Source organism: Anaerococcus sp. Marseille-P3915 (assembly GCF_900258475.1).
Taxonomy (GTDB): Bacteria; Bacillota; Clostridia; order Tissierellales; family Peptoniphilaceae; genus Anaerococcus; species Anaerococcus kampingae.
This window is the reverse complement of the sequence record NZ_LT984887.1, coordinates 791090-816932: the sequence shown is the minus strand read 5'-3', so window position 1 is coordinate 816932 and position 25843 is coordinate 791090. Positions and strand designations below refer to the sequence as shown.

18 protein-coding genes and 2 pseudogenes are annotated in these 25843 nt (G+C 30.5%); 18 read left to right on the top strand and 2 right to left on the bottom strand.

What is annotated here, in order from left to right; all coding sequences use genetic code 11:
* Window positions 1-157: 157 nt before the first annotated feature.
* Together C8269_RS11000 and C8269_RS04120 are read right to left on the bottom strand one after the other, a co-directional pair.
* Window positions 158-898 (bottom strand): annotated as a pseudogene (locus tag C8269_RS11000) (transposase).
* Between the two features lie 294 nt (window positions 899-1192).
* Complete coding sequence (locus tag C8269_RS04120; protein WP_106460513.1) at window positions 1193-2152, bottom strand: helix-turn-helix domain-containing protein; 960 nt, start codon at window positions 2150-2152, stop codon at window positions 1193-1195.
* A gap of 148 nt (window positions 2153-2300) precedes the next feature.
* Between C8269_RS04120 and C8269_RS04115 the strand changes: the two genes are divergently transcribed.
* From C8269_RS04115 to C8269_RS04035, 18 genes and pseudogenes are all read left to right on the top strand, one after another.
* Complete coding sequence (locus C8269_RS04115; protein ID WP_106460512.1) at window positions 2301-4055, top strand: ABC transporter ATP-binding protein; 1755 nt, start codon at window positions 2301-2303, stop codon at window positions 4053-4055.
* A complete protein-coding gene (locus tag C8269_RS04110) occupies window positions 4039-5757 on the top strand; it encodes an ABC transporter ATP-binding protein (RefSeq protein WP_199792181.1) in 1719 nt (572 codons plus the stop codon). The genes C8269_RS04115 and C8269_RS04110 overlap by 17 nt, the downstream gene beginning before the upstream one ends.
* Window positions 5758-5768: 11 nt before the next feature.
* Entirely contained in the window at window positions 5769-7112 is a 1344-nt protein-coding gene (locus C8269_RS04105; protein WP_106460510.1) for an MATE family efflux transporter, read from the top strand.
* A 799-nt stretch (window positions 7113-7911) separates the two neighbouring features.
* On the top strand, window positions 7912-8319 hold the full coding sequence (locus C8269_RS04100) for a sigma-70 family RNA polymerase sigma factor (protein ID WP_106460509.1): 408 nt from the start codon (window positions 7912-7914) through the stop codon (window positions 8317-8319).
* Window positions 8320-8787: 468 nt separating this feature from the next.
* Entirely contained in the window at window positions 8788-8955 is a 168-nt protein-coding gene (locus tag C8269_RS04095; protein WP_000332792.1) for a hypothetical protein, read from the top strand.
* Window positions 8956-9053: 98 nt separating this feature from the next.
* Window positions 9054-10772, top strand: a complete 1719-nt coding sequence (locus tag C8269_RS04090) for a recombinase family protein (RefSeq protein WP_106460508.1) — start codon at window positions 9054-9056, stop codon at window positions 10770-10772.
* Complete coding sequence (locus tag C8269_RS04085) at window positions 10765-12507, top strand: recombinase family protein (protein WP_106460507.1); 1743 nt, start codon at window positions 10765-10767, stop codon at window positions 12505-12507. Before C8269_RS04090 ends, C8269_RS04085 begins: the two co-directional genes overlap by 8 nt.
* The gene (locus tag C8269_RS04080) at window positions 12500-14020 is read left to right on the top strand and encodes a recombinase family protein (protein ID WP_022620610.1); all 1521 of its coding nucleotides are present in this window, start codon (window positions 12500-12502) and stop codon (window positions 14018-14020) included. The genes C8269_RS04085 and C8269_RS04080 overlap by 8 nt, the downstream gene beginning before the upstream one ends.
* A gap of 189 nt (window positions 14021-14209) precedes the next feature.
* Complete coding sequence (locus C8269_RS04075) at window positions 14210-15013, top strand: KilA-N domain-containing protein (protein WP_022620611.1); 804 nt, start codon at window positions 14210-14212, stop codon at window positions 15011-15013.
* Between the two features lie 81 nt (window positions 15014-15094).
* Window positions 15095-15457, top strand: a pseudogene (locus C8269_RS10995) (ABC transporter ATP-binding protein); the annotation flags it as partial.
* Window positions 15458-15511: 54 nt separating this feature from the next.
* Complete coding sequence (locus C8269_RS04070) at window positions 15512-16414, top strand: ATP-binding cassette domain-containing protein (RefSeq protein ID WP_234025830.1); 903 nt, start codon at window positions 15512-15514, stop codon at window positions 16412-16414.
* 11 nt (window positions 16415-16425) lie between these two features.
* Window positions 16426-18285 (top strand): ABC transporter ATP-binding protein, encoded by a 1860-nt coding sequence (locus tag C8269_RS04065; RefSeq protein WP_442778135.1) that lies wholly within the window; start codon window positions 16426-16428, stop codon window positions 18283-18285.
* Window positions 18278-20014: an ABC transporter ATP-binding protein gene (locus tag C8269_RS04060; RefSeq protein ID WP_106460506.1), complete on the top strand. Its 1737-nt coding sequence runs from the start codon at window positions 18278-18280 to the stop codon at window positions 20012-20014. The genes C8269_RS04065 and C8269_RS04060 overlap by 8 nt, the downstream gene beginning before the upstream one ends.
* 322 nt (window positions 20015-20336) lie before the next feature.
* Window positions 20337-21431, top strand: coding sequence for a helix-turn-helix domain-containing protein (locus tag C8269_RS04055; protein WP_106460505.1), 1095 nt, complete (start codon window positions 20337-20339; stop codon window positions 21429-21431).
* Window positions 21432-21643: 212 nt separating this feature from the next.
* A complete protein-coding gene (locus C8269_RS04050) occupies window positions 21644-21853 on the top strand; it encodes an SHOCT domain-containing protein (protein WP_065735313.1) in 210 nt (69 codons plus the stop codon).
* A 59-nt stretch (window positions 21854-21912) separates the two neighbouring features.
* Entirely contained in the window at window positions 21913-23475 is a 1563-nt protein-coding gene (locus C8269_RS04045; RefSeq protein ID WP_106460504.1) for a recombinase family protein, read from the top strand.
* Window positions 23468-23884 carry a recombinase family protein gene (locus C8269_RS04040; RefSeq protein WP_019131795.1) on the top strand — a complete coding sequence of 139 codons (417 nt, stop codon included), beginning with the start codon at window positions 23468-23470 and terminating at the stop codon, window positions 23882-23884. Before C8269_RS04045 ends, C8269_RS04040 begins: the two co-directional genes overlap by 8 nt.
* Window positions 23877-25448 (top strand): recombinase family protein, encoded by a 1572-nt coding sequence (locus tag C8269_RS04035; protein WP_065735315.1) that lies wholly within the window; start codon window positions 23877-23879, stop codon window positions 25446-25448. The genes C8269_RS04040 and C8269_RS04035 overlap by 8 nt, the downstream gene beginning before the upstream one ends.
* Window positions 25449-25843: the final 395 nt, after the last annotated feature.

Here is a 25843-nt window from a genome sequence, read left to right as displayed (position 1 = left end):
TCATATAGTGCCATCCCAAATTCCTTATGGATCATAGAAGAAAACGCCGTGTTGTATTTTGAAACATCGGTATACACATACTTTTCCAGAGATGTTTCATGGGGAAATTGTTCTTTTACTTTAGGATATTTGTCTGCCCATTTATCAAACAAATTTTCTAAGGGAAGTTTAAGTCTTCCAGTAGGGGTGACTTATTATTGACTCTTACTTTATTGGCTATATTTCTTATGATATGTATCCAGTAGGATCGATGTTTTGATAAGGGACATTCATCGTTAAGAGTATGCTTTAGTTTTGTTAATTCATCGCTAACAAAGAGAACGATATCTTCTAGTCCTCTGGATTTAAGATCTTGGAATATTTCTCTGTAGTTAGAAGCAGATTCTATGGGATAAATAGCAAAGCTTAGACCCTCTTTGTGGCCTTCTTTTGTGATTCCTATAATATCATGAACAGCTTCTTTGCTAACCGAATCTCGTCTTATGGAGAGAAAGGTAACATAGCAGTAGACAACGGCCTGTCTGGAGTTCTTTTTAAAAAGCTATAGTTCCTCTAGGGTGGACTTCGAACTATTTGATACGGTTTGCTGACCGTATATTTTCTCAATCATTTCTAATAGGTCTCTGGTTGTTAGACCATTTTGGTGGAACAATTTAATGTTATCTTCAAGAGTAGAATTTGACTCGTTAAAAAAAGATAGGGGTTTTTGAGAAAAGAGCCCCTTCCTATCCATAGGCATCTTAAGATGTAATATACCATATTTGCCTTTAAGGGTTCTAGTGTAGTAGCTATTTCTAGAATTCCCAGAGTTGTATTCACTGGTATCACAGGGCTCAAATCCTAAAAAACGTTTTTTTCTGTTTCTAGAAGAAGATTCATCGCATCTTCCGGTTGACAGCGAAATATTTCTGTAACATCTACTCCTTGGGCTAGCACTTCAATCAATTCTTTGTTAAAATTTGTTATGAGGTTCTCCAATATTCATGTGATTTAGTTGTGTTAACTTAATCTTACAAGATTGGATCCTCTTTTTCTATCCAAGGAACAACTTTACGTTTACACAAGATATTTTACACTATGATTTTCAATGAGATATAAATTTATATTGTTAATTAATAGTATTAAAAATTCTAAAAAGAGGACTAGACATATTGAGGCGTCTTAGTCCTCTTTTTAGGAATATGGTTTAGATTTATTTATTTAAATTAATCATAATTTTAACCTCATTAGGATAAACTCCCTTATATCTTTTGTAAAGTTTGCTAAATCGGCTAGCTGAAGTATATCCAACAGTTTTAGCTATATGTCTTATTTCAAGATCAGTGGTTACTAATAATTGTTCTGCTATATTCATTCTTTTTCTTTGGGTAAATTCTGTAATACTCAAATTGTTTTTTTTCTTAAAACTTTCCTTTAACTTTGTTCCACTCATACAAGCGATTTTTTCTAGAAGTGATTGAGGTATGTTGTTAGAATAATGATCGCTAATATATCTTTCTACATTCTCAATAAGTTTTTCATCTTCGGTTGAAAGAGTCTTAAAATTTTTCGAATCTTCACTAGCCTCAACAGTTATATAAAACCACTCTTTTACCTTTTCCTCAAAGAAAAGTTTAGCTTCAGCATTTTCAAGTTTACAAGTCAAAATATCTTTAGCAATCTTACTTATTGGATTAATAATTGAATTTTTAGATTGAAAAAACATATCTTTTAAATCATCTACATTATTTGAGTAAGAATATGGTGGATAGTATTTTTCTAAAAAACTTTTTTTAAATTTTACACCTACAAGACACAATCTAGAATTTTTATGTATAAGATATCTATTCTTTTTGTCGCTTGGATCCATAACAAACATAGAAAAAGGTTCAATTGACTGATAGGGATTAAACCATTCTCCGTTTCCAGACATTACAAAATTGGAAATTAATGTAACATAATTTTGCATTGATTCAACGCCATCTTCTACAAAATCTTCTTTTATGAAAAGATTATGAATGTCTATTATAAAGTCGCTACTTTCGTAATACCAGTAATAACCATTATATAATTTCGTATTAGCTATATAATACCTCCCTAGAGGATGAAAATAATTCTCGTCTTTTAATTCCGATGAAACATAAGCATTTATTAAACTTTCAAAATTTTCCATACAAACCTCCAATAACACGTTTAGACATATAAACCTATATATATTGTAAAACAAACGAAAATATTTTACAATATACTTATGATAAAAGTTATCAAGTAAGTCGTATTTTTTATTTGAAATTTATCAAAATATTATTAAGGGGGTAAATATGAAAATTTACAAAAGGCTTTTTTCCTATGTGCCTGAGGGAAAACATAATGGATATATAGCAGTTTTCTTATCAGCACTATCTGCGTTTCTGATGGTGTACGGATATTCATTGTTGTATAATTTTTTAAGAAGTTCAATTGTTGAGGAGGATTTATTAGTTGCTAGAGCAATGTCTATTCAAACTGTTTTGAGTTTGACGTTGGGAGCTTTGGTATATTTACTATCAGGTTTATTTTCCCATAAGCTCGGATTTCGTTTAGAAACTAATTTGAGAAAGAAAGGGATAGATGGACTTACAGGAGCAAGTTTTCGTTTTTATGACTTAAATCCATCTGGAATTATAAGAAAAACTATTGATGATAATGCAGCTAAAACTCATACGGCAGTAGCACATATGATACCAGATAATTCACAAGCTTTTTTAATTCCAGTCTTATCTTTAATACTTGCCTTTTCTATTAGTAGTAGAGTGGGAATAGTTATTCTTATACTAACAATAGTAGGGGCTCTTATTTTAAAGAACATGATGGGTGGAGGAGAGTTCATGGAATACTACCAAAAATCCTTAGAAATTTTAAGTGGTGAAACAGTTGAATATGTCAGAGGCATGCAAGTTGTTAAAATATTCGGAGCTACTGTAGAGTCTTTTAAAACTCTTTATAAGGCGATTAAGGATTATTCTAAGTATGCTCTTGATTACTCAATTAGTTCTAAAAAACCTTATGTACTATATCAATGGATATTTTTTGGAATTATTGCAATTTTGTCTATCCCTTTAGTTTTTACCATAAATAAAGTTAATAATGCTAATTTGCTTATTGTTGAACTATTCATGATTTTGTTTTTAAGTGGAGTAATGATGGTTTCATTTATGAAAATTATGTGGGCTAGTATGAACATCTTTAACGCTAGGTATGCTGTAGATACTTTAGAAGACTTATATAAAAAAATGAATGAAGATAAATTAAATTATGGAGAGATTAGTGATTTCAAAAACTATAATATAGAGTTTGATAATGTAACATTCGGCTACAATGGAAATAAGGTATTAGAAAACTTATCATTTAAATTACAAGAGGGAAAAAAATATGCATTAGTTGGACATTCAGGTTCAGGTAAATCGACTATTGTAAAGCTATTATCTGGATTTTACAAAGTAGATAGTGGTAGTATAAAGATTGGAGAGAGACCCCTAGAATCTTATAGTAAGGATGCTCTAATAAACACAATTTCTTTTGTTTTTCAGGATAGCAAACTTTTTAAGACATCTATTTACGAAAATGTTGCTCTTGCTAATAGAAAGGCAAGTAGGGAAGAAGTTATGAAGGCTATGGAACTTGCAGGTTGTAATGTTATTTTAAATAAGTTTCCTGAAAGGGAGAATACCATGATTGGCTCAAAAGGAGTCTATTTATCAGGAGGAGAAAAACAGAGAATTGCTATTGCAAGAGCCATGCTCAAGAAATCTAAAATTGTAATTATGGATGAAGCTAGTGCTTCTATTGATCCAGACAATGAGTATGAGCTTCAAAAGGCCTTTAAAAACCTTATGAAAGATAAAACAGTTATTATGATTGCCCATAGGATGAGTAGTATTCGTTCTGTTGATGAAATTTTAGTTTTAGAGAATGGAGAAATAATTGAAAGAGGCAGTGATCAAGAACTTATTTCAAAAGGTGGAAAATATAAGGAATTATTAGAACTTTATGACAGTGCAAATCAATGGAGGGTTAAAGATGAGGAAATTTTATAAAAAACGCTTTTGTCTGACTGATAAAGGGGCTAAAGATCTTACTAAATCTACTATATCGAGTTTCTTGGTTTACTGTATTAATATGGTTCCTGCCTTTATTTTAATGATGTTAACAGATGAGCTTCTTTTGAAAAATGTTAAAAGCCCTTATTTATATTTTGGAGTTTCTGTTGTTACATTAGTAATAATGTATGTTTTGTTATCCAAAGAATATGATGATCTTTATACTACAACTTATGAAGAGAGTGCTAATTTAAGAATAGATATTGCTGAAACTCTATCAAAACTTCCCCTATCCTACTTTTCAAAACATAATTTATCAGATATATCTCAAACGATTATGGCAGATGTGGAAAAAGTAGAACACGCTATGAGTCATTCAATACCTAAAGTAGGAGGAATGGTTTTATTTTTTCCACTAATTGGAATTATGTTAATGATAGGCAATTTTAAGATGGGGCTAGCAGTAATGATCCCAACTATTTTAAGTTTTATACTAATACCTATTGCTAAAAAGTCGCAGGTAAAAGGAAACAAGAAATATCACAAGGTACTTAGAGAAAACTCAGAAAAATTCCAAGAAACTATTGAACTTCAACAAGAAATAAATAGTTTCAACTTATCTGATGAAGTGAAGACATCACTTTATAAACAGATGGATGAAAGTGAAAAAATACATTTAAAAGTGGAAGAGAGTTCTATTATAACATTAGGTTTATCTACTATGTTTTCTTTCGTAAGTATAGCAGTAGTTAGTTATGTTGGTATTAGCCTTATTCTATCTGGGGAGATTGACATTTTATATCTCTTAGGGTATTTAATGTCTGCCATAAAGATAAAAGATATTTTCGATTTATCAAAAGAAGGATTATTAGAAGTGTTCTCTATAGATCCAAGTGTTGAAAGGATTAGGGAGATTAAGGAAACAAAAATTCAAGAGGGTAAAGATGTAGAACTGAATATGTTTGATATAGTCTTTAAAAATGTAGCTTTTTCTTATGATGATAATCAGGTTTTAAAGGACATTAGCTTTACTGCGAAACAGGGAGATGTAACGGCTCTAGTTGGAGCTTCTGGCTCTGGAAAGACAAGTATATTAAGATTAATATCAAGATTATATGATTATGATAAAGGTCAAATTTTAATAGATGGAAAGGATATAAAAAACATTTCCACAGATTCTTTATTTAAGAAAATATCTATTGTTTTTCAAGATGTTACTTTATTTAACTCATCTATATTAGAAAATATTCGTATAGGTAAAAAAGATGCCAGCGATGAAGAAGTTATCAAGGCAGCTACCCTTGCAAATTGTATGGATTTTATTAATAAACTTCCTAATGGATTAGATACAGTTATAGGGGAAAATGGGTCAGAGCTTTCTGGTGGTGAAAGACAAAGGCTTTCTATTGCAAGAGCTTTTTTAAAGGATGCACCAATTCTTATATTAGATGAAATATCAGCAAGCCTTGATGTGGACAATGAAAAGAAAATTCAAGAAAGTTTGAATAAATTAATAAAGGATAAAACAGTTATTATTATTTCTCACAGATTAAAATCTATTGAAAATGTAGACAAAATCATAGTCATAGAAAATGGATATGTGGAAAGTCAAGGCAATCACAAAGAACTGATAGAAGAATCAAAATTGTATAACAATTTATTAGAAAAAACGAAATTAGCAGAAGAATTTATATATTGAGAGGATTAAAAATGAAGCAAAACATGAAAGAACAGTTATTGACCAAGAAGCCATTGTCTTTAATGTTTCAATTATCTATACCAGCAGTAATTGGCATGGTGGTTATAGGTCTATACCCACTTATGGATGGAATATTTGCTGGACAAATAATTGGTGAGAATGCTATGGCGGCTTGCTCAATAGCTATGCCACTTACCTTTTTTAATAATGGGATTGCAACGCTTATAGGGATAGGTTCGGCATCAATTTTATCAAGAGCCATGGGAAAGGGTGATAATAATACTATAGACAAACTTATGGGAAATCTTATCTATTGGGTTATCTTTTTTTCAACGATTATAACAATAGGAGGAATACTTCTAGGACCATATTTTTTAGATTTAATTGGAGCAACAGGAGAAATAAAGGTATTAGGCATAAGGTATTTAAGAATAATATTTCTAGGCTCAATTTTTGTAAACTTTACCCAGTCAGCCAATATGGTTATGCGTGGTGAAGGGCTTATGAAAAGAGCAATGAGTATCATGGGACTCGGTGCCTTTATCAATATAGTTCTTGATCCAATACTAATGAAAGCAATGGGTGATTATGCTATTGAGGGAGCAGCTATAGCAACTGTAACAGCACAAATAATTCAAGCAGTTATTACTCTTTATTATTTTAAGAATAAAAGTGAAAATGTAAAAATAGGGAAAATAAAAAAAGAAAAAGATATATCAAAGGAAATGTTTGGAGTAGGAGTATCAGCTATGATCATGCAAGTATTTTTCATGGTTCAGCAAACATTGCTTTATAGACAAGCTTTTAGATATGGAGGAGATCCAAATGCAATATTAATGTCAGCAACTTTGAGATTTTATGGATTTTCATTTATACCAATTTGGGGAATGAGTCAAGGTCTACAGCCGATTATTGGTACAAACTACGGAGCAAAACAATACGATAGAGTAAAGGAAACTATGAAGATATTTTCTATAGGAGGAACAGTACTTGCAGCAATTTTTTGGTTACCAGCACAAGTATTTTCAAAACAGTTACTTGGTTTATTTAAAGTAAGTCAGGATATAATTTCAAGTGGAGTTAATAATTTTAGGATATTCTATTCTGTATTCATCCTCTATGGAATTATGATTATGACGATAACTTTTTTCCAAGCGATAGGAGATGGAAAAAAAGCTGGAATGATTGTAATGTTAAGACAGCTAATACTACTTGTTCCAGCCTTACTTATATTACCAAGAGTATTTGGAGCAGGTGCTGTTTGGTGGGCAGAACCAGTTGTAGATTTTACTATGATAATGGTAGGTTTAGTAATGCAAGCCAAGGCTCTTTCAAATATGAATGTAAATAATTAAAGATTTGATTTTTATAATATTTTTATGGGAAAAATAATATATCAGTAAAGAAAATTGAAAGATTACCTGCTAATAAAAGAAAATTACAAATACAAGAAACTAGTGTAGAAGTATTTATTTCTAAAGGTTTTGCATAGACAACAAAGACAGACATATAAACAAGCAGGAATAAGCGCAGGATGTTTGTATAACTATTGAAAAATAAGAATTATATTTTATCTGAATTGATTTTTGAAAGATTTAGTCTTATAAATTTTCTAGAATTGACATTGAATGAGGTAGATAGAGTTTTTAATACAAACATTAGAAAAAAATTATAGATAAGATGTTCAAATGTCATGAATTTAGGTTTATATATGCCATATTTTTAGTTGAATCCAAAGCTAATCAAAATTGAATAAACAAATAAAACTAAGGTTTATAGATTATTTTAACAAGAAAAACTTGGATAAGTTCATATGCTTGGAAGGAAATAAATTTTATGAGAATCTAGAGCTATTAACACTTTCTACAGAATTTTTAGATATGAAGCAGAATTAATGCAAATATATCTACTTTTAGTGATATATATAAATGTGATGGAGGTAGATATATCAATGAATAAAACTATAAATAAAACCACGATAAGAATACCTATCTATTTTAATATCATGTTTATGTTAACTTTTTAGGTTTAACAGAAAACAGTTTTTAGTTTTAAAACTCCTATTTTTCAGAGGACTCGACATGCCTAAATGCCGTAGTCCTCCTTTTTTATGCTCAAAAATCGAAAAACGAGTAAAAAAAGGAGGACCAAAGGATGTCAGATAATTATAAAGAAAAATACATTTATGTTAAGGGTAAAAAAATATATGTACCTGATGAAGTGTATAGAGCATATAAAAAAGAGATTAATCATGAAGCTCATTTGAAGCGACTGGATATAAAGCACGGTGTATTTCATTTTGGAGATTTTAATACAAGTGTTGTAGATATTGCGGATAAGAGTATTGATGTTGAAAAGATTATTGAAACTAAAATGCTAATAGAAGATCTGCATTGTGCATTAAACAATTTAAATGAGGAAGAAAGAAACCTAATCAAATTACTATATTTTGATGATAAAACTCTCATAGAAGTTGCAAAACAAAGAAACACAAATCCAATGAAAATTAGTAGATTAAGAAATAAGATTTTAGAGAAACTGAGAAAACTTTTGGATAGGTAAATCAAGTAGGGGACAGAGAAAAATATCTCTGTCCTCTATTTTTTAAAAATTTTTCAAAAAAATATTCAAAAAAGTGTTAAAAATTGTCCTGAAAGTAAGGTTTATATATAGAGGGACTTTTATACCTCGTTATATATAGATTTGAACCTTGACAACTGAATAGACCAAGACAGGACATTAACCATTTGTGGAGCTTTATAATTTCTTCGCCAAGACTTTTCTGCTGATAAGGATTTCGGCTTAAATAAATACTCTAGTTAAAAGAAGGATAAAAGAAAACGAGCGACAAAAAGAAATTATATATTCAGCCTAGGAAACTGATGCATTGAAGCAAATGGGGATAATGATACTTCTACAGTTGTTGCCGGCTCATCTTGAAAAGGGGCGGTGGTGAAATTCCAATGTCGTGGCCTACACGCCTGTTAATGTCAAAAAACTTAAAAATATTGAAGATAAGGAGAAGATATTATGTGTGATGAACATAATATAAATACAGAAATGAAAACAGATAAAAAAGATAAACAGATGATAAATCAAATTGATGGTTGGAATATAGAAGTTAAATTTAATGAAAATGGATTTAGCTTAGAAAATTTAGTAGAGGAATACATCAAAGAAAAATTTTCTGTCTATTAGGGGCTGACAGAAAATATAAGGAGCGTTATAATATTTTTGTGGAAGCCTAGCCTTGGTTCGATTTATTGTATGTAAATTGAATTAAAGGAGGCTTTTTTATGTTTAAAAACAATTTAGCAAAAGAAAATTTGGCAGTTATGTATTTAAGATTATCAAAAGAAGATGGCGAAAAAACAGAAAGTAACTCTATATCTAATCAAAGAGAAATTATAAACTCTTATGCAAGAAAAAATCAAATTACAATTGTCAAAGAGTATGTGGATGATGGGTATTCAGGTGCAAATTTTGATCGTCCCAATTTTAAAGAAATGATAAAGGCTGCCTATGATAGAAAGTTCAATACAATTATTGTAAAGGACTTATCAAGATTCGGAAGAGATTATATAGAAGCTGGAAAATATATTCAAAGAATATTTCCGGAAAACGGTATAAGATTTATATCAGTAAATGACAATTACGATAGTAAAAGTGCAGATATAAACGATACACACCTTATACTTCCTATAAAAAACTTCATCAATGACAGTTATTGCCGAGATATTTCCAATAAGGTAAAAAGCTCTCAAAAGATAAAAAGAGAAAAAGGAGACTTTATCAGTGCTTTTGCACCTTATGGATATAAAAAGTCTGAGGAGAATAAAAACAAGTTAGTGATTGATAAAGAGATATCAGATATTATCAAAAATATATTTGATATGAAACTCTTGGGATATTCCTCAAAGGCAATTGCAGATGAACTAAATCATTTAGGAGTTTTAACTCCAAGAAAATATAAAGAAAGTCAAGGATTTAAGTGTAATGGATTTCAAAACACAAAAGGTGGAACCTGGTCAGCAAAGACAGTAAATAGAATTATAGAAAATGAAGTATATATTGGAAATACCTTACAAGGAAAGAGTGTTACTTTAAGTTACAAAAATAAAAAGCAGATAGAAAAAGAGAAAGAAGAATGGATAAGAGTAGAAAATACCCATGAAGCAATTATAAGTAAAGAAGTTTTTACTATTGCAAATACTATGTTAAAAAGAGATTTGAATAATTCTCGTGGAAAGGACAAAATTGATATTTTTACAGGAATGCTTTTTTGTAAAGAATGTGGAAGTTCTTTGATTAGAAGGACTGTAAAGTATAAAAAAAGAGAAGAGATATTCTATATCTGTTCAAAGTACAACAAGGAAAAATCTTGCACAAGACACAGCATAAAAGAAGAAACCTTGATAAAAGCAGTATCTAAAATAATGAAGTCCTACATTGAATTTAATGAAAATCTATATTCTAAAGTTCAGCGTATAGATATAAATAAAAATTTGAAAGACAATCAAATTCCTATACTAAAACGAGAAAAAGCGATGACAGAAGAACTCTTATCTTCTCTATACCTTGACCTAAAAGAAGATGTTATTAGTAAAGAAGAATATCAACTTTTTAGAAAAAACTATACAGAGAAATTGACTAAATTAGATGAAAGTATCGAGTATAGATTGAAAAAACAGGAAGATACTAAGGAGAAGATTGATAAAAATAAGAGTTGGATCATCGACATTAACAAGTATAAAAATTTATCTGAAATAGATAGATTGTCTGTTGTGATGCTTATTGATAAAATTTTTATTTCTGAAGATAAGACGATAGATGTTAGGTTTAATCATACCGAAGAATTGTCTTTACTTGAAGAAATGACAAAAATGGATAAGTCTGACATTAAAGCTAACACTATAAAAAAGAAAAGTATCGATATAAGCAGGAAGTCAAATACTATACCCACTGTTATGAATAAAAGTCTTGTAAGGGCTGAAAGTGAGGTATGCTGTGGCTAGAACAAAAAATAGGCATATATCACAATCAGAAACAGAAGTTGTAAAAGTGATTGAAAAAATATACATTGCCGGTATTTATGCTAGATTATCACAGGAAAGAAAGGAAGCTTATAGGGATAAAAGTAATTCACTTGAAATGCAGGAAGAACTTTGTATAAATGCTGCAAACGAAAAAGATATAAAGATTTTAAGAGTGTACAAGGACTATGAGTATTCTGGAACAAATTTTAAAAGACCTGCATTTATTGAAATGATGGAAGATATCCGAACAGGTAGGATAAATTGTATAATCGTAAAAGATATGTCAAGGTTTGGTAGAGAGTATTTAGAAATCTCAAACTATATCGAAAAAGTATTTCCATTTTTGGGAGTTCGATTTATTTCCGTAAATGATAATCTGGATACTAAAGACGGTATAAAATCAAATCAGAGTTATGAAATAGCAATAAAAAATATCTTCAATGATTTATACGCAAAAGATATTTCAAAGAAAATAAAAGCCTCTAAAGAAATAAAAATGAAACAAGGGTCTTTTATAGGAGCGATGGCTCCGTATGGCTATAAGGTTGATAAAATTGATGGAAAAAGAGTTCTGGTGATGGACGAAAAGGCAGCAGATGTAGTAAGACTTATCTTTTATATGGCAAGTCAAGGTAAATCCAATATGCAAATAGCAAGAGAATTGACTAAAACATATACGACACCTGATGAATATAAAAGAACAGGTAAAATTTTTAAGGATAAAGAAGATACAAAACAATGGGATATTTCTTATATATCAAAAATGCTTTCTGATGAAGTATATATTGGGAATTTGATTCAAAGAGTATACTCAAATAGACATGATCCAAGTAGGAAAAGTAAGTTTCGTGATAAAGAAGAGTGGATTATAACAGAGAACACCCACGAAGGTTTAATAGACAAAACTACATTTGAAAATATCAGAGAGATAAAGGAGAAAAAACAAAACTATCTACCTTACCATTCACTGAAAAACATAATAAAAGACGGAAAAGAAAATGTTGGAGTAAAAATTCAAAGAGATCATAAAAAAGAAGGAAAGTATGACGACCTCATACAGTGCAGTGTTTGTGGCAGATATTTGAAAAAACAATATGGACCACGAGGACTGAAATATCATGATGAGATTTGCTATTGTTATTATTGTAAAGGTGGAGATAGATTAAACTTAGAAAAATCTCATGTAAGAATATACGAAACAGACCTAGATAAAATTTTAGTAGATACCTTAAAAAGACTGGTTTCAAGCTTTTATAAAAAGGATAAAAGATTACGACTAAAAATATATTTAGAAAATATAAGTACTGAAAAGATAAATCAAGTTTCTCTAAAAACAGATGTAAATAATAAAAAGATTGCTTCTCTTAGGATCAATCTACAAGAACAATATGAAAACTATGTTAAAGGAGAGGTTCTTTTAAGTGATTTTAAAATAGAAAGTAAAAAAATAAATAATCAAATAAAAACCTTAAAAAATGAATTAAAAGTTTTTGCTGAAAGAATAAGAAATATAAAAAAGAAAAAAAGAGAAATTATAGAATTTATAGATGTACTATTTTGCTGCTTGGATGCTAAAAGCATAGAAGTTGATAAAGAATTGGTCGATACATTAATTAGTCATATAGAAATATCAGAGTATAAGCAGGTTACCATATATTTTAAGTTTAAACTTGATAAAGATGTGGGAAAGCAGTTGGAGGTAGAGCATGAATAAGATAGCTATATATTTAAGACTTTCTGAAGAAGATTATCACAAAGTGGATGAAAGTGAAAGTATAGCAAATCAAAGAGATTATATAAAAAGCTACATTGAAAATGAAACATCTTTAAAAAGTTGTGAAATAGAAGAATATGTAGATGATGGATATTCTGCTACTAATACAAATAGACCTTCCTTTTTAAGGCTTATTGAGGATATAAAGAGTGGTAAAGTGGGAACTATAATTGTAAAAGATATGTCTAGGTTTTCAAGAGATTATATTTTGCTTGGGGATTACTTAAGCAATATATTACCATTTCTAAAAATACGATTTATTGCTATTAATGACAACTATGATTCTTTAAAAGAACAAGGTAATGGCTTAGATACAGATACACAGTTTAAGACATTGTATTATGATTTATTCAGTAAGGAATTATCTGAAAAGGTAAGAGGTTCTATTAGGCAAATTAAATCGCAGGGGAAAAATATAAATTGGGCAGCACCTTTTGGATATATTAAAGATCCAAAAGATAAACATAGTATCATCATTGATGAAAAAACAGCTTTTATAGTTAAAGAAGCTTTTGATTTATTGCTAAAAGGATATTCGTGTATTCAAGTGGCTAATATATTTAATGAAAAAGGTTATATTACACGCTCTGAACGAAAAGAAGAACTGAAACTTTCTGATTATACTGGAAATTTAATTACCGGAAGTGAAGTAAAGAAAAGAGTTTGGACAAATGCAGCTATCTCACAGATTACAAGGAACGAACTATATACAGGAGATTATGTATATAATAAATTCAAAGAAACAAAAATAGGTGGAAGAAAAAGAATTTTACTTCCTGAAGATGAGTGGAAAATACTTCCAAATACCCATGAATCTATTATTTCCAGAGAAGTGTTTGATAAGGTTAAGAAAATAAAAGAAAAACGAAGTTTTGGGGGATATACAGGAAACAAAAATCGTTCTATTTTTTCTGATAAGATTTTTTGTAAAGAATGTGGTAGACATATGAGTTTACGATGTGACAGTAGACAAAAGAAGAATTCTGATAAAATATACAAGTATAAGATTTATTATTGTAATTTATGTAAAGCTGAGAAAACACCAAACAATATCAAAGAGAAAGATATTATTGAACTTATAAAACCTAAATTAAAAGGTTTTAAGATTCAAAACACATTAAATAAAGAGAAAGTTATAGAACACAAGAATGTAAAAGAAGAGATTTTAAAGGAAATATCCATATTAAACAGCAATTTACAAATCATCTATGAAAACTATAAAAAGAAAAATATTTCGAAAGAGGAGTATCTAAAGGAAAAAACTTTTATCAAAGATAAAAAGATATTATTGGAGAGTAAGTTGGAAGAATTGAAGTCAGAGAAGATTGATTCAAGGAAAGAAATGGATATTACAGTCTTAGACGAAGAAAGTTTATTGAAGGCTTATTTAGACAATAAAATTGATAAGATAATTGTATCAAGAAGTGGAGAAATAGAAATTGTAGAAATATAGATGGATAGTATTAAAAGTAACTCATAATCTCGCCAACTTTAATTTTAATACGCCAAAATGTAAATAATGACGAGAAAATTTGCGGAAATAAATAGTACTGTTTACTATGAGTTGATAGGGTAAATATTTAGGAACAAACAAAAAAATGATATAATTATAGTTAAAATGAGATATTGTGAGGTGATTTTTGTGTCTAAAATAAATGTGGAAGGATCAGAAATTAGCATTATTGCCATAGATAATAGAGATTATATTTCTTTAACCGACATGGTTAGAAATGTTGAAAATGGTGTGGCACTGATAGAAAAATGGCTAAGGAATAAAAATACAATTGAATTTTTAGGAATATGGGAAGAAATGTATAATGCGAATTTTAATTCCACCGAATTCGAGGGAATTAAAAATGAAGCAGGTTTTAATCGTTTTATTTTATCGGTTAAACAATGGGTCAATAAGACGAATTCTATCGGAATTATTGCCAAAGCAGGAAGATATGGTGGAACATATGCACATAAAGACATAGCTTTTGAATTTGCGTCGTGGGTATCACCTTATTTTAAGCTCTATCTTATTAAAGAGTTTGAGCGCTTAAAAGAAGAAGAACAAAAACAATTAGGTTGGGATATCAAGAGGAATTTAGCTAAGATAAATTACAAAATTCATACAGATGCAATTAAGAATAATCTTGTCCCTGAAAAATTATCAAAGGAAAGAATAAACTATATCTATGCAAGTGAAGCAGATATATTAAATGTAGCTTTGTTTGGAATGACAGCAAAAGAATGGCGTGAAAGTAATCCGGAGTTAAAAGGAAATATGAGAGACTATGCTGATATATCACAATTAGTGTGTTTATCAAATCTTGAGAACTTAAATGCTGTTTTTATAAATGAGGGAATGGATGCAACTGAAAGGATAGAAAAATTAAATGCAATTGCTATTGAACAAATGAGGATTCTAACAGAAAGTGAACGTATAAAAAAGTTAAAATAAAAGTTTTGTATATAAATTAGGCGATAGAAATATCGTCTAATTTTATGTAACAATTGCTTGACATTGTAGGGTAAAACTACCCTTACAAGACTTATAAATGGTCTTGCTTATAAATTCTATGGAGGGAAATTAAAGGGGGAAATTTCCATAGATGGAATAAATCCCCTGGAAAAAGAATTATATGAAATAGGGAGGAAAGTAGGATCTATTTTTCAAAATCCCAAGAGTCAATTTTTTGCAGAAAATGTAGAAGATGAAATTGCCTTCGGGCTTGAAAATTATGGGATAGAAAGAGAAAAAATAGATGAAATAATCAATAATTCCTTAAAATCTATTAATGGAGAAGATTTAAAAGATAAAAACTTATTTCATCTTTCAAGTGGAGAAAGACAAAAAATAGCAATTGCTTCAATAAATGCACTTAATCCACCTATTTATGTTTTTGATGAACCGTCTGCCAACCTAGATATGAAAAGTGTAGAAGCTTTAAGAAAACTTATGCTTTTATTAAAGAAAAATAAAAAGACAATAATCATTTCAGAGCATAGGCTCTACTATCTTAGAGGAGTAGTGGATAAATATTATTATCTTGAAAATGGGGAGATTAGCAATGTTTTTACAGAGGAAGAACTATTATCAAAAAGTGAAGATTTTTTCAATAAGTTAGGATTAAGATTCTTTTCTTTAAATAAAATATCTCCTCAAATAAATAAGTTAAAAGAGATAAATTCTATGAACTTAGAAAAAATTTCTTTTTCCTATAATAAGAATGTCCTTATAAAAGATTTGACATACGAATTTAAAAGTGGAAATATTTATGGAATTATTGGGGATAATGGCATAGGCAAATCTACTCTGTTTAAAATTTTAAGTGGACTTATGAAAAAAGATAGTGGTTTTATATCTATAAACGGAGAAAAATTAAACAAAAGAAATAGGCAAAAAAGAATATACTACCTGTCAAATAATCCTGATAGTAATCTTTTTGAAGTTTCAGCAGAAGACGAGTTAAAACTAAATAATAAAGATGCATATACAGATAAAATATTAGCTGATTTTAACTTAGAAAATATAAAAGACATCCATCCACAAATCATGTCAGGCGGACAAAAACAAAGATTAACTATCGCTTCAGCAGAACTTTTAGAAAGAGATGTTTATTTATTTGATGAGCCAACAAGTGGTTTAGATGGACATAATATGCAAATTATTTCAGAAAGAATGAAGAAATTACAAGAAAAAGAAAAAATTATACTTATAATTTCTCATGATTATGAATTTTTGTGTAATTCCTGCAATAAAATTCTTTATTTAGACGGATACTCTTTTGAGGAATTTTCTACAAATGAGGATAAAGAAAAAATATTAGCTATATTAATGGGAAAAAAATTTAATATTTAGGAGGGGATTTGATGGATTTAATAAAACAATATGTAAGTAAAAGAAAAGGATCATATTTTGCATCCGTCCTACTTGCGATAGTGGGAGTAGTGGCTGGGCTTTTTTCTTATATTTATATGGCAAAAATAATTGTGAATTTGATTAATGGCATAAGGGATATTAGCTTATATACTCCACTATGCATAAATATTTTAATAACATTTGTTATTAAAGAAGTGGCAGCAGGAATATCAACAAGTATTTCCCATACCGCAACTTTTAACTCATTAGGAGAAATCAGAAATGATATTTCTAAGAAACTTTTCAAGATGCCATTGGGNATAAATATTTTAATAACATTTGTTATTAAAGAAGTGGCAGCAGGAATATCAACAAGTATTTCCCATACCGCAACTTTTAACTCATTAGGAGAAATCAGAAATGATATTTCTAAGAAACTTTTCAAGATGCCATTGGGAGATGTTCTTTCAAGATCATCTGGAGAATTAAAAAATATTATAGTTGAGCAAGTTGATTCTATGGAAACTTCACTTGCCCACCTAGTGCCAGAATTTACGGCAAATTTAGTAGGACCTATTCTATTATTTATTTATATGTTTACCTTAGATTGGCGATTGACCTTGCTATCACTAATTCCATTTGTGGTGGGAATGGCTACCATGATGTCTGTAATGAATGCTCATTATAAGGAAATGTTTGGAAAGTCAGTTGCCATTGGTCAACATATGAATAATTCCATTGTTGAGTATATAAATGGGATAGAAGTAATAAAGACCTTTAATCAAAGCGAATCATCTTATAAAAAATATGCGGATAGCGTTTATGACAATGCAAGCTTTTATTATAACTGGATGGGTGAATCTATGAATAGGGTTGCCATAGGAAGACTCTTATCTCCTATGGGAATTATTACAATCATACCTTTTGGGATTTTATTTTATATAAAGGGAAGTATTGATTTAGGAAATTTAATTACCTTAATCGTCTTATCCTTTGCTACGGTTTCTAGCATTTTAAAAATCATGAACTATATGGATGATATGTCAAGAATATCAACTATAACTTCTGAAATAGGAAAAATTTTAGATTCAAAAGAGTTAGAAAATATTGACAAGGGAGAAAAAATAGAATCCTATAATATAGAACTTCAAGACGTAGACTTTTCTTACGATGGAAAAAAGAAAGTCATTGATAATCTTTCTATGGAAATAAAAGAATCTAATGTTTCAGCACTCGTTGGTCCTTCTGGGTCAGGTAAGTCCACAATAGCAAAACTTATTGCTGGATTTTGGAATGTAGATAAGGGATCTATTAAAATTGGCGGAGTAGAAACAAAAGATGTGTCGCTCGAAAACTTGTCTTCACTTATTTCTTTTGTATCCCAAGACAATTTCCTATTTGATATGACTATAAAGGAAAATATTAGGCTTGGAAATAAGAATGCCTCTGACGAAGAAATTATAGATGTATGTAAAAAATCTGCCTGCCATGATTTTATTATGAATCTATCTAATGGTTATGATACAAGAGTTGGCGAAGGTGGAGGTCATCTATCTGGAGGAGAAAGACAAAGAATATCTATTGCTCGTGCCATGCTAAAGAATGCACCAATCGTAATTTTAGATGAAGCAACTTCTTATATAGATCCTGAAAATGAAGCTCTCATACAAAACGCCTTGGCAAATCTAGTTAAGGGTAAAACTTTAATCATAATCGCTCATAGGTTAAAGACAATTGTTGATGCAGATAGGATATTTGTTATTAAAGATGGCAAATTAAATTCTTATGGTACTCATGAAGAACTATTAAATTCATCAGAACTTTATAAGGAAATGTATGCTGCAAATTTAAGGGGTGATGAAAATGCTTAATGTGTTTAAAAAGATATGGAATTTTTCAAAAGAAGAACAGGTAAATATTAAGAAATCCATTCTCGCTGGATTTTTGCACGCAGTATTTAATGCCCTTGAGTTTGGTGCAATTTACTATATGCTAGTAAATATATTCTCTAAAACTTTAGACTATAAGGCAATCTTTATTTGTCTCGGCATATTAGTAATATCTCTTGTTGGCAAAATTATGACACTAAAAATTTCACAGATGGCACAAACACACGCTGGATATTTTATGGCAGCCCATAAGAGAATAGAAATAGGAGAAAAAATTAAAAGAGTTCCTATGGGTTTCTTTTCAAGCTTTTCACTTGGAAGATTAACTACAATTGCCACATCTTCACTTTCCCAAGCAGAAATGTGGGTGCCTATGCTTTTGGTTCTTGTACTTGGTGGAGTTTTAAATACTTTAGTCTTTGTCCTTGGAACTTTAATATTTAATGTAAAGGTAGGGCTTGTTGCAGTGGTGGGTGTAATAGTATTCTTTATAGTAACATCAATGATGGAGAAAAAATCATCAGCTAATGCAGATAAAATGACAGAAACACAAACAAGACTTACAAAAGAAGTATTGGCAACTTTACAAGGTATGCAGGTTATAAAATCCTATAATCTTGGTGGAGAAAATAACAGGGCTTTGAGAAAGTCTATAAAAGATACATCAAGAATACTCTTAGACCTAGAAAAATCTGTTGCACCATACACAGTTATTCAAAGAATTGTAATGGGAATAACAACAGTAGCTATGGTCTATGTATCTCTAAAATTAAATTTATCTGGTGAACTTCCGCTTGCCGAAACAATTCTTATGATTATGGCATCCTTTATAATCTTTGAAGGACTAATCGGTGCAGGATCAAACATGGCAATCCTAAGAGCTTGCGAAAATGCTATAGATTCAGTTGGCTTTATAGACTCAATGCCTGATATGAAAGAAGGAGAAGTTTCAGAGTCTATACGAAATCACGATATAGTCTTTAAAGATGTTTCTTTTTCTTATGATGACAGACCAATTTTAAAAAATGTATCAGCAGAGATAAAAGACAATACTATGACTGCTATTGTTGGTCCATCTGGATCTGGTAAAACAACATTTTGTAATCTCATAGCGAGATTTTGGGATGTAAATTCTGGCGAGATTTTAATTGGTGGAAAAAATATAAAAGACTATAAGATAGAAAACTTAATGAATTCTATTTCAATGGTCTTTCAGGATGTATACCTATTTGAAGATACAATTGAAAATAATATAAAATTTGGAAAACAAAATGCGAGCCATGAAGAAGTAGTTCAAGCTGCAAAAAAAGCAAGATGTCATGAATTCATAGAAGCTTTACCAGAAGGATATGACACTATTATTGGGGAAGGTGGAGCAAGCCTATCTGGTGGAGAAAAACAAAGAATCTCCATAGCCAGAGCCATGCTAAAAGATGCAGATATAATTATCTTTGATGAAGCAACTGCAAATATTGACCCAGAAAATGAAGATAAACTTAAAGAAGCAATAGAAACATTAACAAAAAATAAGACAGTAATTATGATTGCCCATAGACTAAAAACCATTAGAAATGCAGATCAGATTCTAGTCTTAAAAGATGGAGAAATAGTAGAACGTGGAAATCATGAAAAATTGATTGAAAATAATGGACTTTATTCTGATCTTATCAATGCAAAGGCTAAGGCAGAATCATGGAAATTAAATAATTAATAGAAAGAAATATTTAAAGTCTTTGAACAGGAAAATTTAGATTAGAGGATTTATGCCTAGTAGCATAAGTCCTCATTTTTTTATGCTTAAATTAATCATTGAAACTCAAAAATACTATAAAAAAATAAAAATTCTGGTTACCAAAGAGGGCAAATTTCACTATATAAAGTGAGGGGTATTTTGTCATCTTTCTATAAAAATCAAAATACTTTGAAGTGTGAATATTCTTGAAATTGATTATGTGAGATTAGCATATTTCAAATTTAATTCACTTATCAAGGTAAAAAATTAACTTATATAGGAGGTAAAATAGAATGTTAAAATTGGAGAAAATATTCTTCAGAAGCGAAAAGAAAGAGGTATAACTCAGGAAGAATTAGCAGAATTTATGATGGTAACAAAAGCGTCCGTATCAAAATGGGAGACAGGTCAAAGCCATCCAGATATTTTACTTCTACCAAAACTTGCCACTTTTTTCAATATAAGTGTGGATGAATTAATAGGATATGACCCAGATTTATCTTCAACTCAAATTCAAAAATTTTATATAGACTTAGAGAATCGTGTCACTGATACAGATATGGATAGTATCGTAGAAGATATAAAAATCAAAATAAAACAATACTATTCTTGCTTTGAACTACTATATTACATGGCTTTGTTTATTTTGAACCATTGTGATTTAGCAACTGATGATGTAAAAAAAGAGGAATATCTAGAATACGCAAATAATATACTAAATAGGGTATGCGAGCATTCTAAAAATCCTATATTAAAAGAACAATCATTGAGCTTGAGGGCAGCCTGTTTAATTAGTTTAGGAAAATCAGAAGAAGCATTAAATATTTTACCATCTTCTGACATGCTATCTATATCTAAAGATTGTTTGGTGGCTTCAGCTTATCTAAAAATGAAGAAAGAAAATGAAGTAGATCAAAAACTTCAAGTAATGATTTATAAGAACGTAATTGATTTAATCACTCTTCTTATGATGAAAAGCAGTTTGCATAATGAGGATTGGGTCGAAACCTTGGAAAGAGTGGAGGATTTAATAGAAACTTTTAATCTTATTGAAATAAATATTTCTATAGTTTTAAACTTTTATTTATCCTTGGCAACTCATTATATTAAAGATAATAACCCAAAAATCGCTAGTCAATATGTAGAAAAATTACTCAACCTACTAATAGAGAGCAAGGAAAAATCTTTTAAGATAAGAGGTGATGAGTATTTTAATCAAATAGATGAATGGCTTGATGAAAATTTATTATTATCTACAAATCCAAACAGAAGTGACGATATGATTGTTAACTTTTATTTAGAAACAATTGCAAATAACGAGAGTTTTAAAGAAATAATCTCTGAAGGAAGAGTAAAGTTCTTAGCTGATAGGGTTAAAGAAATATACTCTCTATAATTAAATAACTAGCATTGGACAAAAGGTTGTAATTTTTCAAAATTATAACCTTTTTTTATGCCTACATTTCTAACGCCATATTTCTCTTTACATATATTAGAAATTATAAACTTTACTCAAAACTACTCCCTTTGTCCTAAGGAATATAGAGGAAAGAAATTTAGGGTTAAAGATAGACCTGATTTCTTTGCCTGTGATATAGGAGGTGGAGTATGAGAGTAGAAAAGTTTGAAGGTAGACAAGAAATTATAAAAACTGAATACACTGAAAGGGATTTAAAGGCAGAGCTTAATTTCTATCTATCGGATAAATTCATTCAAGACCTATTTCTTTTAGATGAAATTAGCCTTGAAGAATATAGGAAAATTAGGAGAGAAAACATAAAAAAGTTCAAACCTATTCTTTCAGAATTAATGATATAAGACTTGATAAATACTTACTTGTACGGGAATATAGCACTTAGAGAAAGAGAGGTGAGACGATGAAAAAGATAACAAAAATAGAAGCAAATCAAAAAGAAGAATCTATATTTAGAGTTGCTGCCTATGCAAGAGTATCGACAGATGAGGAAGCTCAACTGGTGAGTCTTAAAACACAAAAGGCACACTACGAAAAGATGATAGCAGAGAACAATTCATATACTTTTGCAGGCCTATACTTTGACGAAGGCATCACTGGAACAAAGAAAGAATGTAGAGACGGTCTTCTAAAAATGCTAAAAGACTGTGAAGACGGAAAAATAGATTTTATCCTAACCAAATCAATCTCAAGGCTTGCAAGAAACACGACAGATTGTTTGGAAATCGTAAGGAGACTTCTCGATTTAAACATTGGTATCTATTTTGAAAAAGAAAACTTTAATACAAGAACCATGGAAAGCGAGTTGATGTTATCCATACTTTCATCCCTTGCAGAAAGTGAGTCCAGGTCGATATCAGAAAATAACAAATGGTCCATAAAGAAAAGATTTCAAAATGGAACCTTTATCATATCAAGTCCACCCTATGGCTATGAGAATATAGACGGAAAGATGGTAGTGAATGAAGAAGAAGGAAAAATCATAAAAGAAATATTTGAACAGTATCTTTCAGGTAAGGGAACACATAAAATTGCAGAAGACTTAAATAAAAGAAAGATTAAAGGACAAAAAGGAGCAAAATGGCATGGATCGACTATAAACGGAATCTTAAAAAATGAAAAATATATAGGCGATGTCATCTACCAAAAGACCTATACAGATGAAAATTATAATAGACACAAGAATAAGGGAGAAGAAGACCAGTATAAGATAATAGACAACCATGAAGCCATTGTAAGTAGAGAGGACTTTGAGAAAGTTCAAGACCTAATAAGGATAAGGGCTATAGCAAAAGGAAATGGAGAAAACACTAAAAGATACCAAAATAGATATAGCCTATCGGGGAAAATAAAGTGTGGCGAGTGTGGTTCAAGCTTTAAAAGAAGACATCACTATAATGGCAAAGAAAAATATATAGCTTGGACTTGCAGTGAACACCTTAAAGATATTAATAAATGTTATATGAAGTTTATTAAAGACAAGGACATAAAACTGGCATTTGCGACTTTAGTAAACAAGCTAGTCTTTGGAAAAGATAGTATCCTTACACCACTCTTAGAATCCTTAAAGAGAGTGGACAGCAAGGAAGAAGTCGAGAAGATAAATGGAATTGAAGAAAGACTAGAAAAACTAAAGGAAAGAAAAGAGGTTCTAAGCAAACTAATAACTTCGGGAGTTTTAGATGCAAGTGTTTACGCAAAAGAAAGCAGTGAAATTTCTAGTGAAGAAAGTTATCTACTCAGGGAAAAGGAAAGAATTAAAAAAGCCATCCTTGGAAATGATGAAGAAATAAGAGAACTTGAAAAATTAATAGGAATCTTAGGAAAAAGTGAAATGATAGATCACTTTGAAGATGACTTGTTTGAAGAAATCATTGACCACATTCAAGTTGTTAATAGAGAGACCCTTGATTTTCATTTAAAGTGTGGACTTGTACTTAGAGAGGAAGTGAAAAATAATGTCTAGGTTATGTTATGGCTATACCATAAGAGACGGAAGATTAGAAATTCAAGAAAAAGAAGCGGAGAATATAAGAAAAATCTTTAAAAACTACCTTGCTGGCAATGCCCTTATAAAGTCAGCAGACCTTGCAGGCGTGAAGAAAAACAGCTCCAGTGTAAAAAGAATCCTTACCAATAAAAAGTATTTAGGAAATGAAATCTATCCCAAGATAATAGATAGAGAAAGCTTTGAAAAAGCAGGTCAAATGTTAAAAGAAAGGGCAGTGGCCATGGGACGAGTTTGGGAAAAGGAAGAAGAGATCATTAGAGTTCCATGCAAGTTTAGATACAAAAGTGAAGAAGTTCTACCACTAGATCCCTTTGAACGAGCGAGTTATAAGTATAGGTTAATCAAGGTGATAGATGATGAATAGCAAGGTCATAGTAATACCAGCGAAGAAGAAAAAAGGAAATTCCATCAAGGAATCAGAAAAGAAGAAACTGAGAGTGGCAGCTTATGCGAGGGTATCAACAGATAGCGATGAACAAGCAACTTCTTATGACACTCAAGTAGACCACTACACAAATTATATAAAGAAAAATCCAGATTGGGAATTTGCGGGAGTTTTTTCTGATGAAGGAATCAGTGGAACATATACCAAGAAAAGAGCTGGCTTTAATAAAATGATTGAAGAAGCCATGGAAGGAAATATCGACTACATCATTACAAAGTCCATATCGAGATTTGCCAGAAACACACTAGACTGTTTAAAGTATATTCGTAAACTAAAAGAAAACAACATCCCAGTCTATTTTGAAAAAGAAAACATCAACACCATGGACGCCAAGGGAGAAGTCCTCCTTACCATTATGGCATCTCTTGCTCAACAGGAAAGTCAGTCCTTATCTCAAAATGTAAAGTTAGGCGTTCAATATAGGTTTCAACAAGGTCAAGTCCAAGTAAACCATAATAGGTTTTTAGGCTATACAAAAGACGAAGAAGGAAAACTTGTCATTGTTCCTGAAGAAGCAAAAATTATAAAAAGGATCTACAGAGAATATTTAGAAGGAGCAAGCCTACGAGATATAAAGGAAGGACTAGAGAAAGACAAGATAGTAAATGGAGCAGGAAATAAGAAGTGGCATGTATCGAACCTCAATCAAATATTAACTAATGAGAAATACATGGGGGATGCCCTCTTACAAAAGACTTATACAGTGGATTTCCTGAATAAGAAGAGAGTAAAAAATGATGGAATTGCACCTCAATATTATGTAGAAAATAGCCATGAAGCCATCATACCAAAAGAAATCTTCATGCGAGTCCAAGAAGAAATGGATAGACGAGCTAATATGGTAAGTGGCAAAGGAAAAAGAAGAATTTATTCCAGCAAATATGCCCTTTCAAGTATTGTCTACTGCTCAAAATGCGGCGATATTTACAGGAGAATAGCATGGAATAACAGAGGGAAAAAGTACACCGTTTGGAGGTGCTGCACAAGAGTAACCCATGGACCAGATGCCTGCCATGCGAGAACTATTAAAGAAGACGACCTACAAGAGGCAGTTGTAGAAGCCATTAATCAACTTATATCTGAAAGCAGTGAATTAAAAGAAATAATAAAAGAGAATATAGAAAAAGTCATCACAGGTGATGGAACTAGCCAGATAGAAGAAATAGATAAAGAAATGTTGAAAGTGCAAGAAGAGCTTTTAAAAGTAGCTAATGCCAAGAAAGATTACACAGACCTTGTAGAAAGGGTGGAAGAGTTAAGAAATGAAAAAGAAAAGATACTCCTTGAAATGGCGGAAGAGAAGAATGAACAAAGCAGGCTAAAGGAATTAGAAGAGTTTTTAGACAATCAAGAATTAGAAATAGAAAGTTATGATGAAGAATTGGTGAGGAAACTTATAGATAAGATAGTAATTTATGAAGAAAATTTAAAAGTAGTGTTTAAATCTGGACTTGAGGTTGAAATTGACAAGGATAAAAAGTAAATATACAATATAACTAACAGCACCCGACACGCCTCTTAACAATGCGAACCATGTTGAAGCCCTAGCCCTACTTGTCAAGGAGCGAAGCGACGCTGAAAAGTAGAGGCAGGTCTCATGCAAAGATTTCCCAAGAGAAGCGACCGAATAGGGAGCTTCGATTGGCAGAAATCGCCTGCTGAGACGGTATGTTTGATGTCAAGAAAATAATGATATAGCAATGTTTTAAGAAGAAACATCTATTTTATCAACTCGGAGAAATGTGTGTTTCTTTGTTTGTGAGAACAGATCGAGAGTGTCAGAAAAACAACCAGATTGAGTAAACAGTAGCAATAATCAATTAGGGAGTGGATAGAACAGATATTGACTTCAATTTAACGGCTGCTCTTTTAAATTAA

Excerpts from the sequence above, each read along its gene's own strand:
- C8269_RS04080 (WP_022620610.1), top strand. The coding sequence starts at position 12,500 with ATGAATAAGATAGCTATATATTTAAGACTTTCTGAAGAAGATTATCAC.
- C8269_RS04100 (WP_106460509.1), top strand. The coding sequence starts at position 7,912 with ATGTCAGATAATTATAAAGAAAAATACATTTATGTTAAGGGTAAAAAA.
- C8269_RS04110 (WP_199792181.1), top strand. The coding sequence starts at position 4,039 with ATGAGGAAATTTTATAAAAAACGCTTTTGTCTGACTGATAAAGGGGCT.
- C8269_RS04120 (WP_106460513.1), bottom strand. The coding sequence starts at position 2,152 with ATGGAAAATTTTGAAAGTTTAATAAATGCTTATGTTTCATCGGAATTA.
- C8269_RS04040 (WP_019131795.1), top strand. The coding sequence starts at position 23,468 with ATGTCTAGGTTATGTTATGGCTATACCATAAGAGACGGAAGATTAGAA.
- C8269_RS04035 (WP_065735315.1), top strand. The coding sequence starts at position 23,877 with ATGAATAGCAAGGTCATAGTAATACCAGCGAAGAAGAAAAAAGGAAAT.
- C8269_RS04090 (WP_106460508.1), top strand. The coding sequence starts at position 9,054 with ATGTTTAAAAACAATTTAGCAAAAGAAAATTTGGCAGTTATGTATTTA.
- C8269_RS04045 (WP_106460504.1), top strand. The coding sequence starts at position 21,913 with ATGAAAAAGATAACAAAAATAGAAGCAAATCAAAAAGAAGAATCTATA.
- C8269_RS04070 (WP_234025830.1), top strand. The coding sequence starts at position 15,512 with ATGCTTTTATTAAAGAAAAATAAAAAGACAATAATCATTTCAGAGCAT.
- C8269_RS04095 (WP_000332792.1), top strand. The coding sequence starts at position 8,788 with ATGTGTGATGAACATAATATAAATACAGAAATGAAAACAGATAAAAAA.
- C8269_RS04050 (WP_065735313.1), top strand. The coding sequence starts at position 21,644 with ATGAGAGTAGAAAAGTTTGAAGGTAGACAAGAAATTATAAAAACTGAA.
- C8269_RS04115 (WP_106460512.1), top strand. The coding sequence starts at position 2,301 with ATGAAAATTTACAAAAGGCTTTTTTCCTATGTGCCTGAGGGAAAACAT.
- C8269_RS04105 (WP_106460510.1), top strand. The coding sequence starts at position 5,769 with ATGAAGCAAAACATGAAAGAACAGTTATTGACCAAGAAGCCATTGTCT.
- C8269_RS04060 (WP_106460506.1), top strand. The coding sequence starts at position 18,278 with ATGCTTAATGTGTTTAAAAAGATATGGAATTTTTCAAAAGAAGAACAG.